A 13100-nucleotide genomic window follows, 5' to 3' on the forward strand; every position below is an offset into this window, starting at 1 on the left:
AGACGTATGCCCCTTGCCGATGCCCCCATGCCCCTCCCCGACGGTCCCATGCCGCCCGACCCCCCCTCCTGGACCGATGGGCCCGCCCGGACCGTTCTGTTCGAAGCCGCCCCCCTCGGGATCGCCGTCAGCCGGAAGGGGGCCTACCTCCGGGCCAATGCCGCCTACCTGAAGCTGTTCGGCTACGGGCAGGAGTCGGAGATCCTGGGCCGCCCCCTCATCGACAACGTGGTCGAAGGGGAGCGCCACCGGGCCCGGGCCCGCAACGAGCTGCGCGAGCGCACCGGCGACGGTCCGCCCTTCTACGAGATCATGGGCCTGCGGAAGGACGGCACGGCCTTTCCCATGCAGGTCCACGTCAGCGCGGTGATGCTCGAGGGCGGCCCCGCGACGCTGGTGTTCGTGTCGGACATCTCCGAGCGGCGGGAGATGGAGGCGCGGCTCCGGGAGCGGGAAGAGGTCTTCCGGTCCTATGTCGAGCAGTCCCTGGACATCATCTTCACCCTGGATGCCGAGGGGGTCTTCACCTTCGTATCCCCCGCCTGGGAGCGCCATTTCGGCCTGCCGGTGACCGCCGTCCTGGACAAGCCCTTCGCGCCCTTCGTGCATCCCGAGGACCGGGAGGCCTCCGCGGCCTACCTCCAGCGGGTCCTGGCTTCGGGGCAGGCCGGAAGCAGCCCCCCCTACCGCATCCGCCACGCCGACGGCAGTTGGCGCTGGTTCGTGGCCAACGGCACCCCCATGGCCGCCCCCGGCGGGGGCCAGCAGTTCATGGGCGTGGCCCACGACATCACCGAGGACCGCCGCGCGGAGAGCGCCCTGCGCGAGAGCGAAGAGCAGATGCGGATCATCTTCGAGGCCTCGGACGCGGGGATCATGCTGGTCTCGCCCGGCGGCGAGATCCACTTCGCCAACCGGCGGATGGGCGAGCTGTTCGGACGCACGGGCGAGGCCATGATCGGCCTCCTCTATCCCACGCTTCTGCACCCTTCCGAGCAGTCCTCCGGCGACGGGCGGATGCGGCAGCTCATCACGGGCGGCATCCAGTCGGTCTCCGTGGAGCGCCGCTACCTGCGGGCCGACGGCGGCGAGTTCTGGGGCCACCTCTCCGGCCGCCGCCTGGAGAACCCCGACGGTAGCCTGCGGGCCCTGGTGGGGATCATCACGGACATCACCCAGCGGCGCCGCGCCGAGGAACAGCAGCGCGTCCTGCAGGACCAGCTCCACCAGGCCCAGAAATTGGAGAGCCTGGGCAGCCTGGCCGGGGGCCTCGCCCACGACATGAACAACGTGCTGGGCGCCATCCTGGGCCTGGCCTCGGCCCACCGCCAGGGCGTGCCCACGGGAAGCGCCGTCCACGCCGCCTTCGGGACGATCATCAAGGCCGCCGAGCGGGGTGGGGCCATGGTCAAGCGGCTCCTCACCTTCGCCCGCCAGAGCCCCGGCGAGGAGCGGGATCTGGACCTGAACGCCATCCTGTGGGAGGAAGCGCATCTCCTGGAGCGCACCACCCTGGCCAAGGTGCGGCTGGTCATGGACCTGGCGCCGGATCTGCGCCCCATCCGCGGCGATGCCGGCGCCCTGACCCACGCGCTCATGAACCTGTGCGTCAACGCCGTGGACGCCATGCCGGAGAACGGCACCCTCACCCTCCGCACCCGCAACGTCGGCGCCGCGCACATCGAGGTGGAGGTGGAGGACACGGGCACCGGCATGAGCCGGGAAGTCCTGGAGCGGGCGCTGGATCCATTCTTCACCACGAAGGAGGTGGGAAAGGGCACCGGCCTGGGCCTGTCCATCGCCTACCGCACCGTGGAGGCCCACCAGGGGAAGCTGGAGATCCGCAGCGAGCCCGGCCGGGGCACCTGCATCACCATGCGCTTCCCCGCCTCCCAGGGGAGCGCCGACGGCGAACTGGCGGGTCCCCATGAATCCGAGGCCCCGCCCAGCACGCTGGACGTGCTCCTGGTGGACGACGACGAGCTGATCCAGGCCTCCATGGCCGCCATCCTCGACCTGCTGGGCCACCGCGCCACCGTGGTGGGCAGCGGCGAGGGCGGCCTGGCGCGGATCGAAGCGGGCTTCCGCCCCGACGTGGTCATCCTCGACATGAACATGCCGGGCCTGGGCGGCGCCGGCACCCTGCCGCGGCTCCGGGCGCTGCTTCCCGCCGTCCCGGTTCTGCTGGCCACCGGCCGCGCCGACCAGACCGCCCAGGACCTCGTCCAGGCCCACCCCCACGTCACCCTGCTGTCGAAGCCCTTCGGGAAGCGGGAACTGGAGGCGCATTTCCAGCGGATCGGCGTGAAAGCCCCGGATGAACGCAGATGAACCCGGATCGCACGGCGATGGGAGGTTCCCATCCGTGTTGATCCGAGTTCATCCATGGCCCTTCCCTAGTCCGTCGGTCGCGACCCCAAGATGAGGATCTCCACCAGCCGGCGGGCGCTCTGGGCCCAGTCGGGGGTGGAGGCCACGTTCGACACGCCGATGAGCGCCCGCAGCAGGTCCAGGGGGTCCAGGTCCGGGCGGATGTCGCCGTTGGCGATGGCCCGTTCCACCAGCGCGTGGATGGCGCCCTTCACCTGCGCGCCCGTGCACTCGAACAGCTTGGAAGGGCCGCCCACCAGCGTGTTGAGGGCCGGCGCGATGATCTGCTTCGCGGCGATGTAGTCCACGAAGAGCAGCATCCACGCGCGCAGGGCCTCGATGGGCGGCAGGGTCTCCGCGAAGGCCCGCTGGGCCTCCGCCAGTTTGGCCACCTCCGTCCGGTAGACGGCCTCCAGCAGCGCCTCCCGGGTGGGGAAGTGGCGGTACAGCGTGCCGGGGCCGATTCCCGCCAGCTTGGCCACCTCGTCCAGGCTGATGCCCGCGCCCGACCGGGTGAACGCGTCCCGGGCGATGTCGAGGATCCGCTCGCGGTTGCGCTGGGCGTCGGCGCGGGGCTTCCGGGCAGAGGGGGATGGCGGTTTGGGCATGGGATCCCGAAAAAGGGGGATTGCAAGCGGAGAAAGTCTCCGCTTATTCTTCCGTAGCGGAGACACTCTCCTCTTTGTACCGGCGGATCGGTCCCCGGGTCAATGGGCGGGCGCCTCGGCGCATCTCCCACATCTGTGGATCAGGAGGATCGACATGACCAAGGGCTTCGGCGCGACCTCGACGACGGACGACGTGCTGTCCGGCGTGGACCTGAAGGGCAAGCGGATCCTGGTGACCGGCGTGTCCGCCGGGCTGGGCGTGGAGACCGCGCGGGCCCTCGCCGCCCACGGCGCGCGGGTGGTGGGCGCGGCGCGGGACCTGGCCAAGGCGGAAGCCGCCACGGCCCAGGTGCGGAAGGACGCGGCGGCTGGGGGCGGAAGCCTCGACCTGGTGGCCCTGGACCTCGCCGACCTCGCCAGCGTGCGGGCCTGCGCCGACGCGCTGGTGGCGCAGGGCGAGCCCTTCGACGTGATCATCGCCAACGCGGGCGTGATGGCCACGCCCTTCGGCCATACCGCGGACGGATTCGAGACCCAGTTCGGCACCAACCACCTGGGCCACTTCGTCCTGGTGAACCGCCTCGCAGGGCTGCTGCGGCCCGGGTCCCGGCTGGTCAACCTGGCGTCCTCGGGCCACCGCTTCGCCAACGTGGACCTGGACGATCCGAACTTCGAGCGCACCCCCTACGAGCCCTTCGCCGCCTACGGCCGATCCAAGACCGCCAACATCCTGTTCGCCGTCGCCTTCGACCGCCGCCACCGGGACCGCGGGATCCGCGCCACCGCCGTCCACCCCGGCGGCATCCAGACCGAGTTGGGCCGCCACATGGGCGAGGAGAAGCTCCAGGCCCTCGTGGACCAGATCAACCAGCAGCGCGCCGCCGAGGGCCAGCCCCCCTTCGAGTGGAAGACCATTCCCCAGGGCGCCGCCACCTCCGTCTGGGCCGCCGTCGTCGCCCCCGCCGACGAGATCGGCGCCCGCTACTGCGAGAACTGCCACGTCGGCCCCGTCGTGCCTGACGACGCCGTGATCACGGCCATCAGCGAGGGCGTGCGGGGGTATGCGCTGGATGGGGAGCTGGCGGAGGCGCTGTGGGGGAAGAGTGAGGAGATGGTGGGGGAGAAGTTCGCGTGAGGTGAGGCGGGAAGGAAGGTTTTTTTGAAATCTAGGAGAGAAAAAGGGATATTGGTCTCTTCATTTCCTCCTAAATCTCTCCCTTATAAAATTTCTTCGCCTGACCTTTTGATAGGTATTGGTGACATTGTGGAAAAGGAGTGCACCTTTAATTATCTATTCGAACTTCGTAGCTCTTGGACCTCCGAAATATAGCGAGGGTGAGAGATCGGGCCGTCACTGTGGGAACTGTCCAATGGTCAAATGTGATTAAAGACTTATGTGATGGGGCATTGATCTAACGAAGTTCGGAAGGCGGACAAACGGAGACTAGGCTTAGAGAATTTCTCTCCTCTCATCATAAATCAACATTCATTCGCACCACGATCAGCCAAGTCTTGAGCCCTTCGTGTGTTTCGGATGGCGTTGATGCTGCATATTGGTTTATGCTGTTCCAGCATCAGGAGGAGAGATGAGCCAATTTCGGATCCCTTCCCTTCTACACGTTCTGTCGCTTTGGTTGACTCTTTTGAGTCAATTAGTTCTATTTGGCAAGATGCCTAAACCCACTCCCACGTTCAACACGCCCCTAGGCGTTGTCGCCATTCAGGGAGCAACAGACTATGAAAAGACGTTGACTCTTAATGGGCATGTGCTGATTCGAGATTATATTATTGATGTATATGGGGTATTTCCAAGTGAGAAAGACCCAAAGATTTTGTTCATCCACAATGCAAGTGGAGGAAATGCGTGTTGTTGGTCCGACAATATATTGGACCTGACGGGTAATGCACCAATCTTACTTAAGGATATTGCACCTCCTCTCAGGGGAGCGGTTAATAAAGTGTTCACGCTCACTCCTCGGGCTGTGATTTATCAGGCAAATGGCAAAACTAATGGTCCCTTAGGAGAGCCCATTTTAGAGCTTTGCCAATACACTTTTGGAGTTGGAAGGGTTGAAACCAAGCGATCTGTTCCTCAGTTCAACAGTCTTCCCATGAAGGAAAAACGATTTGCCCACGAAATTTTCAACGACCCCATTAACCGGAAACCCCTTTTAGACCTCTTGGGTCCAAAGGGGTTCAAGGATCTACGCAGTCATATGGAAGTGTCGTCGGGGTTGATTTGGTTAACTGAGAGCCTCGTATGGGCCACGGGGTGTACCTCGCACTCATGTACTATCAGTGAAGGAGCTTTTCTTCTAGAGACGCGAGCCAATAAGGCCTGGGCAATCTCATTTGATTCAGAGGGGAAAAGGTTTTTCGGCTCCAAGTTAAATCCTAGTTCGCCAGGGATGCGAGCAATTGATGATTGGTTAAAGGTGCGCCATTTGTTTTGGGGATCATTCTCTTTTATAAGGGATCAATCAGGAATTTCTGCTCCGATCAAAGGTGCCAGGCATAGTGTTCCTCTTACGCTTGAAGGAGGTGTACTAACAGTACAAGTTACTCTTAATGACACCATCTTATTGGATTTTATCATTGATAGTGGGGCATCAGATGTTGTGGTGCCTGCTGATGTCGTTCTCACCCTTATGCGAACTGGCACACTCTCTCCTTCCGATTTTATCGGCTCAAAGACATATCGTTTGGCGGATGGAACTTTGGTTCCATCTAAGATTTTTCGCCTTAAAAGAATTAAAATCGGAGATCGAGTAATAGAAAATGTCACCGCGACCCTGACGGGTGTAGAGGGTTCATTACTCTTAGGACAGAGTTTTCTTAGCAGGCTGGGGAAATGGTCGATCGATAACGCACAAAGAATCATCGAGATAGAATAAAATTCTGTTATTAGAGTGGCTCCGATAGATCGTAGATATGGGGTTATATATTTAGGGAATTTTTCTCATGCGGGTATGCCAATAAATGACGAGAAGATCTTGGTTTTCTGATGTATGGAATTGGCGTAAATTATATCATTAGAAGGCGCTATTGAAAAATTGCATTTTTTACTCATTTTTGTTATTTTCTTCTTCCGAAAAAGATGAAAATAATTCATGTCGCAAAAAGAAATCATCGGGTAATTCGATATCGCATGAAATATTTAATTTAAGATCGAAAAGTTCATAAGATTGAGAAAGGTATTTTGAAGATCGGTACATAAAATCCGGCTCCCAAGAAGCTTTCTTAATAGTGGGAATAAGGTGAAATTTATGCATTGCATTTTCACATTGTCTTACATTGTATATTCCAACATGTTGCCACATGTTATGAACTGGACCACTAAATGGCACATATGCGTAATGGTATAGTGATTCTCTTTTTATGGCGATAGCCATTTCTCTAGCAGAATGTCCTGACCACGAACCTAGATTAATTTCTGTTGCCCATTCAGCAAGTTGAGAAGTTAACCATTTTCTTCTTAAATTAATTATTTCATTGAGGCTCTCAGTGTTTTCAGGATCTGTTTCCTCGTGAAGGGATTGCTCCAAATGTTCGAGATATAGTTTTTCTTGGCCTAGACCATATTTTACATATTTCTCGCTCCGATCTATCGGGCTTTCAAAAATCCATGCCATTGTTATATAGGCGTCAATCATGCATCGTAAAAAAAGGGGAGCAACATGTCCGTTCCATATAGATGGGGCTCTCGCTAATTCTATTGAAAGGGTAGCTTGTCTTGCTAATAATCCCCATAGACATTCATGCACATATTTTGTCTGCAGATCAGGTTTTGCCTGGGCAATACGTTGCTCAAAACCCAGATTGACAACATCAGTATATGACTCAACAAAATTGGACATCATTTTATTGAACCTATTAGGCATCTGTATCACCAATATTGAATTGACAGGGGCTGATAAGGAGGTTCTGATTCCAAAACAAATTTGCCCATGAAGGATCAACTTCTCCATGACCGAAATCTGCTAAGGCATGTGATCTTGCGATCCCCGCAGCATATTTTCCTTCCTCAGAATGCAGATCGTTAAAAATACAATTAAAATCAGGTAATTCCATATCGGAAGGGAAATGAATTTTCCCTATCGTGAGCTTATATAGCAACATAGAAAAATTCAGAGCGGTGCCTGGTATCTCGTATTTATCAATTGTTTCCCGGAGACATTTCTCTAGGATGTCAGTTAATATAGTGGGAGATATCATCTCAGTGGGTGGACCAAAAAAGGACAGTGGGCATCCGTCATACAACAATACTAATGGTGCAATTCCGTTTTGGAGGGACTCTAAAATGCCCTTATATTTGCATTCGGTATGAATTTGATTTTTTTGAGGAAGACTTAATCGATTATAACTGGAAATTAACGCAAAATTTCCTGAAGCCTGGGAATTTGTAATCTTGTCAATAGTTAAAAATAGAGATTCGAGAATTCTTGACGTAATTAAATATCCATATTTTTGATTTAATAAGCCAATCCAAATAAGCTCGGGGAGCAAATGGTCGATATAGCTTATAGATTTGAGATTTTTTATACGCATCATGGGTGGCACGAGACGTTTGCCGATTCTCTGATGGCCAGCCAAAAATTGCTTTTTCTTGTCCATCGCCGATAATCCGGAGGAATTCTCTCTGGAACGGAAGATCTTATATTGAATAATATTCAAACTTAACTGCAGGATTCTATCCCATCGGCTCCTCATGCCCACACTTCGGGCACAAGAGCACCTGAATCGGATCCTTCCCCCGGGGCTTCCGCGTCTTCTCGCCCATGCTGGGGTTCTTGCAGGCGGGGCAGGTGACGGGGACGGGCTTGTCCCAGGCGGTGTAGTCGCACTTGGGGTAGTTGGTGCAGCCGTAGAAGATCTTGCCGAAGCGGGTCTTGCGAGGGCTGAGGCCGCCGCCGCACTTGGGGCAGGGGACGGCGAGGATCTCCTTCTTCACGGTCTTGCAGGCGGGGTAGTCCACGCAGCACACGAACTCGCCGTAGCGGCCGTGGCGCTTGACGAAGCCCTTGCCGCAATTGGGGCATTTCTCGCCGGTGGGCTCGTCGGGGGGGACGGGGATACCCTTGGGGTCGGCCTTCACGATGCCCTTGCACTTGGGATAGTTGGGGCAGGCCCAGAAGGGGCCCCACTGACCCTTGCGCAGGCTCATGGGCGTGGTGCCGCACAGCGGGCATTCCGGCGCGTCCTCGGGCTCCTCCATCTTTTCGAGGTCCGCGGTGTAGTCGCACTTGTCCTTCTCGTTCTCGGCGCTGTAGTTGGTACACCCCACGAACAACCCGTTGCGGCCGATGCGCTTGAGCAGCGTGCCCGGGTGCTTCTTGCGGTCGCCGCACTTGGGGCACTTCTCCCCGGTGGGGACGCCGGCCTTGAGGTTCTGCATGTCCTTTCCGGCGGCGGCCAGGGCCTGCTCGAAGGGGCCGTAGAAGTCCGTCATGGCCTTCTTGAAGGTGAGCTTGCCCTCTTCGATGCGGTCGAGGTTGCCCTCCATGCCCGAGGTGTACTTGGGATCCAGCAGATCCTGGAAGCCCTGGAGCAGCAGCTCCGTGACCGTCATCCCCAGGTCCGTGGGCTTGAAGCGGCCCTCGTGCTTCTTGACGTAGTCCCGGTCCTGGATGGTGGCGATGATGCTGGCGTAGGTGGAGGGGCGGCCGATGCCGTCCTCTTCCAACTCCTTCACGAGCGTGGCTTCGTTGAACCGCGCCGGGGGCTTGGTGAACTGCTGGTCGGCGTCGAGTTGCTCCAGCTTCAGGGCCTCGCCCAGCTTGAGGGCGGGCAGGTGGGTGCCGTCCTCGTCCTCGTCGTCCGCCAGCTTGGCGGCGTCGGCGATGCCCTCGGCGTCGGTCTCGGTCTTGTCCGCGCGGTAGACCGCCAGCCAGCCGGGGAAGCGCTCGATCTCGCCCTTGGCCTCGAACAGGGCCACGTCCTTGCCCACTTCGGCCTCGGTCTGGACCACGGTCTCGTCGAAGCGGGCGGCCTCCATCTGGGAGGCCATGGTCCGCCGCCAGATCAGGGCGTAGAGCCGGAACTGGTCGGGCTCCAACTGGCCGCGCAGGCTCTCGGGGGTGCGGGTGATGTCCGTGGGGCGGATGGCTTCGTGGGCGTCCTGGGCGCCGGCCTTGCCGGTGTAGATCCGGGCCTTGGCGGGGATGTGGTCCTTCCCGTACTTCTGGGCGATGAACTCGCGGATGGCCTCCACGGCCTCCGGGGCCATGCGGGGCGAATCCGTGCGCATGTAGGTGATCAGGCCCACGGGGCCCTCGCCGAAGTCCACGCCCTCGTACAGCCGCTGGGCGTTCTGCATGGTGCGGCTGACGCTCATCTTCAGCTTCTGCGCGGCCTCCTGCTGGAGCTTGGCGGTGGTGAAGGGCGCGGCGGGATTCCGCTTCTTCTCCTTGGTCTCCAGGCTGGTGACCTTGTAGGCGGCCTTTTCCAGGGCGGCCTTCAATTCCTTGGCCTGGACGGCGTCGGCCACCCGGCGCTTGGTCTCCTTGTTGCCGAGCTGGAGGCTCTCGCCGCCGAGCTTGACGAGCTTCATCCAGAAGCTGGGCGGCAGCTTGGCGGCGAACTTGCCCTTCAGCACCCAGTATTCGACGGGGTTGAAGGCCTGGATTTCCCGCTCGCGGTCCACGATGATCCGCACGGCGACGCTCTGGACCCGCCCGGCGCTGAGGCCGCGGCGGACCTTGTCCCACAGGACCTGGCTCACCTTGTAGCCCACCAGGCGGTCCAGGACGCGCCGGGCCCGCTGGGCGTCCACCAGCTTCTTATTAATGATGGTGGGCGCCGCCATGGCCTTCTGGATGCCCGAGGCGGTGATCTCGTTGAACAGGACGCGGCTCACGGGCAGGGTCTTGGGGGGCTTGATGGCCTCCAGCAGGTGCCAGCTGATGGCCTCCCCCTCGCGGTCGGGGTCAGTGGCGAGCACGATCTCGTCGGCGCCCTTGGCGGCGGCTTTCAGCTCCTTGACCACCTTCTCCTTGGCCGGGCTGATCTCGTATTCCTCCTGGAATCCGTTCTCCACGTCCACGCCCAGTTTCTTGGGCAGATCCCGGATGTGCCCCACGGACGCCATGACCTTGTACCCCTTGCCGAGGTACTTGGTAATGGTCTTCGCCTTCGACGGGCTTTCGACGATCACGAGCTTCTGACCACGCGATGCGTGCTCAGAACCGTCCGGCGTACTCGAATCGCCCTGATTTGGCTTCCTGGTCACGGCAGATCTCCTATGGGGGCTAAGGATGGAACCAGCCCACGGAGGTTTGTCAAGGGACCCGTCCCGCGGCCAGGTCCTCCAGGAGGTCGGCTGGAGATAGGCAAATATGTGCAGCACCCTCCCTTAGAAGAAAATTCGGCCCTTCGGCCGACGGGTCCTCCGGTGATCCAGGGCACACCCACAGCTCCTTCCCCAGGTCCAGGGCGAGGCGGGCCGTGACCAGGGAGCCCGACTTCCGCCGGGCCTCCACCACCAGGACGCCCTCCGTCCAGGCCGCCAGCAGCCAGTTCCGCCGCGGGAAATGCCAGGCCCGGGGCGGCGCTTCGGGCGGAAAAGGCGTGATCACCCCGCCGCCGGAGGCCGCCATCCGGTCCATCAGGTCGCGGTGCTCGGGCGGATAGGGATGGTCGAGGCCCGAGCCCATCACGCCCCAGGTGGCTCCCGCTTCCAGGGCGCCCCGGTGGGCCGCGCCGTCGATGCCGCGGGCCAGGCCCGAAAGGACGGCCACCCCCGCCTGCGTCAGGTCCTTCGCCCAGGCGCGGGCGCGCTCCACCCCGCGGCGGGAGGCCTGGCGGCTGCCCACCAGGGCGATGCGGGGGCGGGGAGGCGGGAGGGTTCCGCGCACCCACAGGGCCACCGGATAGGGCAAAGGGGCCAGCAGCTCGTCCACGCCCGGATCGCCGGGGAGGAGCAGCCGGGCGCCCCGGACCTGCGCCTCCTCCCGCCGGCGGGGAAGGTCGGCTTCCAGATGGGCCAGGGCGGCGGCCTGCGGGGGAGTCAGCCGCGGTTCTTCACCCGCCTGGAGGGCGGCCCAGATTTCCGCTTTCTGGCGCTCGGGCCAGTCGGCTACGGTGAAGGCGAGGGCCCAGAGGCGCAGGTCCATGGGGAATCCGGGAGATGCTCCATCGTGGCTCTCTCCCCGCGGGGGACGCAAGGCAAGGCAGGTTTTCCCTTGCGTTTCCGACCTGCACGACTACACTGGTTCTCTTGGCTGTTTTCTTCTTCGGCTCGTGAGGTTCCCATGTCCCGTCAGTGCGAAATCTGCGGTAAGAAGCCCCAATTCGGGAACAACGTCTCCCATTCCAACAACGTCACCAAGCGGCGGTGGAATCCGAACATCCAGCGCGTGCGTGCCCTGGTGGGCGGCGCCCCGAAGCGGCTTCGGGTGTGCACCTCCTGCATCCAGTCTGGTAAAATCCTGAAGGCCGTTTAGTCCTTCTCCAAATTTTCATCCACGAGGCGGCCCAGTCGGCCGCCTCGTCTTTTCCATATCGAGCTTCACGTCCGCCCCACCCGCCCCACCACCCTGGAGCACCGAATGGCGCGCATCACGTGGCAGCCCGCCCTGGAAACGGGGCACGACCGGATCGATGAGGAGCACCAGTCCCTGGTGGCGGCCATCAACCGCCTGCGGGACGCGATGGAGGCGGGGAAGGGCCCCGATGAAATCGAGGATCTGCTGGTCTTTCTCCGGGACTACACCGTCCGCCATTTCGCGATGGAGGAGGGCCTGATGATCCAGTACAGCTACCCCGGCACCGCCGCGCATTTCGCCGCCCATTCCAACCTGGTGCTCCAGGTGAGCGATCTTCTGGCCGCCCACCGCGCCGGCCAGCCGCGCCCGCTGGAGGCCGTTCTCGCCTTCCTGGAAACCTGGCTGCTGGGGCACATCCAGAACGTGGACAAGGAACTGGGCAATTTCCTGAAGAACCGCGAGGGCAGCGCCTAAGCCCTACACTGGATCCATGCTGCTCGCCCTCGACACCACCACGGAAATCCTCCATCTGGCGCTGATCCGAGGGGAGCGCGTCTGGTCGCGGCGGGTGGCCTCGGAGGCGGGCCGGGGGCACAGCGAGCGCCTGATTCCGGCCCTGGACGGCCTCATGGCCGAGGCGAGCGCCCGTCCCGGCGATCTTTCCGGCGTGGCGGCCTGCGTGGGACCCGGGGGCTTCACCAGCCTGCGGATCGGCGTGGCCACGGCCGAGGGCCTGGGCCTCACGGGCCTGCCCACCTGGGGCTTCTCGGCCTTCGCCCTCCGGGCGGAGACCTTGCGGCGGGCCGGGGTGGAAGGGCCGTTCTGGATCCTGCTGGACGGCCAGCGGGGCGAGGCCTTCCACCAGCGGTGGGAGGAGGGGGCGCCCGCTTCCGCCGCGGCGAAGAGCCTCCTCGCGGCGCTGGCGGAGCGGGTGAATACGGAGGCCTGGTGGGCGCCGGAGGCGTTCGCTCCCAAGGTGGAAGCCGTCCTTCCCGAGCGGAGGATTCGCCTGGAGGACGAAGGCGAGGCCACCCTGGCCGGGCTCATCGCCGTCGCCCAGCGGGCCTCCCAGGGGCCTCCGGAAGCGCCCCTGGTGCCCTTCTACCTGCGGGAGACGGACGCCGAGGTGAACTTCCCCCACGCGGCGGCCCACCTGTCCGAAGCCCTGCGGAAGGGCGTGGCCCGATGAAGCTGGAGATGGGCCGCCTGGAGGACGGGGCGCCCCTCCCTGAGTGGGTGGCAGCCCTGGACCGCGCGGCCTTCGGCGACGCCTGGCAGAGCCTGGCGCCCCACGAGGCTCTGTGGGCGATCCCGGAAGTGGCCTTCGCCCGCTGGTCCCGGGTGCCCGCCGCCGGCGAGGCCGAGCTGCTGCGGATCGCCGTGGCGCCCGAAGCCCGGGGGCAGGGGCTCGGGCGGGTGCTGCTGGAGGTCTGCCAGCGGGAGCTGGCGGCGGAGGGCCTCGTCCGCCTGTTCCTGGAGGTCCGGCCCTCCAACGCCCCCGCCCTCCGGCTCTACCAGCGCTGCGGCTGGGAGCCCTGCGGCCTGCGCCCCCGCTACTACTCCAACGGCGAGGACGCCCTGGTGTTCGTGCGGACGAGCTGAGCGTCCCTCCGGAAGCGGAGACGTCTTTCAAGTTCAC

General features: G+C 61.9%; 12 protein-coding genes. 7 read left to right on the forward strand and 5 right to left on the reverse strand.

What is annotated here, in order from left to right; genetic code table 11:
• Positions 1 to 27: 27 nt before the first annotated feature.
• Positions 28 to 2331, forward strand: a complete 2304-nt coding sequence (locus RAH39_RS03095) for a hybrid sensor histidine kinase/response regulator (protein ID WP_306591339.1) — start codon at positions 28 to 30, stop codon at positions 2329 to 2331.
• Between the two features lie 65 nt (positions 2332 to 2396).
• On the opposite strand, the gene RAH39_RS03100 is transcribed toward RAH39_RS03095, so the two are convergent.
• The gene (locus RAH39_RS03100; RefSeq protein WP_306591340.1) at positions 2397 to 2978 is read right to left on the reverse strand and encodes a TetR/AcrR family transcriptional regulator; all 582 of its coding nucleotides are present in this window, start codon (positions 2976 to 2978) and stop codon (positions 2397 to 2399) included.
• Between the two features lie 154 nt (positions 2979 to 3132).
• On the opposite strand from RAH39_RS03100, the gene RAH39_RS03105 reads away from it, so the two are divergent.
• Positions 3133 to 4113 carry an SDR family NAD(P)-dependent oxidoreductase gene (locus RAH39_RS03105; protein WP_306591341.1) on the forward strand — a complete coding sequence of 327 codons (981 nt, stop codon included), beginning with the start codon at positions 3133 to 3135 and terminating at the stop codon, positions 4111 to 4113.
• A 451-nt stretch (positions 4114 to 4564) separates the two neighbouring features.
• Positions 4565 to 5872 (forward strand): retropepsin-like aspartic protease family protein, encoded by a 1308-nt coding sequence (locus tag RAH39_RS03110; RefSeq protein WP_306591342.1) that lies wholly within the window; start codon positions 4565 to 4567, stop codon positions 5870 to 5872.
• Between the two features lie 168 nt (positions 5873 to 6040).
• Here RAH39_RS03110 and RAH39_RS03115 read toward each other — a convergent pair whose 3' ends face one another.
• The 4 genes from RAH39_RS03115 to RAH39_RS03130 form a co-directional block, all read right to left on the reverse strand.
• A complete protein-coding gene (locus tag RAH39_RS03115; protein WP_306591343.1) occupies positions 6041 to 6859 on the reverse strand; it encodes a DUF5677 domain-containing protein in 819 nt (272 codons plus the stop codon).
• Positions 6852 to 7592: a hypothetical protein gene (locus RAH39_RS03120; RefSeq protein WP_306591344.1), complete on the reverse strand. Its 741-nt coding sequence runs from the start codon at positions 7590 to 7592 to the stop codon at positions 6852 to 6854. Before RAH39_RS03120 ends, RAH39_RS03115 begins: the two co-directional genes overlap by 8 nt.
• 76 nt (positions 7593 to 7668) lie before the next feature.
• Positions 7669 to 10131 (reverse strand): type I DNA topoisomerase, encoded by a 2463-nt coding sequence (gene topA, locus RAH39_RS03125; protein ID WP_306591345.1) that lies wholly within the window; start codon positions 10129 to 10131, stop codon positions 7669 to 7671.
• Positions 10132 to 10255: 124 nt separating this feature from the next.
• Positions 10256 to 11089, reverse strand: a complete 834-nt coding sequence (locus tag RAH39_RS03130) for a DNA-processing protein DprA (RefSeq protein ID WP_306591346.1) — start codon at positions 11087 to 11089, stop codon at positions 10256 to 10258.
• Between the two features lie 138 nt (positions 11090 to 11227).
• On the opposite strand from RAH39_RS03130, the gene rpmB reads away from it, so the two are divergent.
• The 4 genes from rpmB (at position 11228) to RAH39_RS03150 (ending at position 13063) form a co-directional block, all read left to right on the forward strand.
• Positions 11228 to 11419: a 50S ribosomal protein L28 gene (rpmB, locus tag RAH39_RS03135; protein WP_306591347.1), complete on the forward strand. Its 192-nt coding sequence runs from the start codon at positions 11228 to 11230 to the stop codon at positions 11417 to 11419.
• Between the two features lie 105 nt (positions 11420 to 11524).
• Positions 11525 to 11935: a bacteriohemerythrin gene (locus tag RAH39_RS03140; protein WP_306591348.1), complete on the forward strand. Its 411-nt coding sequence runs from the start codon at positions 11525 to 11527 to the stop codon at positions 11933 to 11935.
• A gap of 16 nt (positions 11936 to 11951) precedes the next feature.
• The gene (tsaB, locus tag RAH39_RS03145) at positions 11952 to 12650 is read left to right on the forward strand and encodes a tRNA (adenosine(37)-N6)-threonylcarbamoyltransferase complex dimerization subunit type 1 TsaB (RefSeq protein ID WP_306591349.1); all 699 of its coding nucleotides are present in this window, start codon (positions 11952 to 11954) and stop codon (positions 12648 to 12650) included.
• The gene (locus RAH39_RS03150) at positions 12647 to 13063 is read left to right on the forward strand and encodes a GNAT family N-acetyltransferase (RefSeq protein WP_306591350.1); all 417 of its coding nucleotides are present in this window, start codon (positions 12647 to 12649) and stop codon (positions 13061 to 13063) included. Before tsaB ends, RAH39_RS03150 begins: the two co-directional genes overlap by 4 nt.
• Positions 13064 to 13100: the final 37 nt, after the last annotated feature.

This window comes from Geothrix sp. 21YS21S-4 (genome assembly GCF_030845995.1).
In the GTDB taxonomy this organism is placed as follows: Bacteria; Acidobacteriota; Holophagae; order Holophagales; family Holophagaceae; genus Geothrix.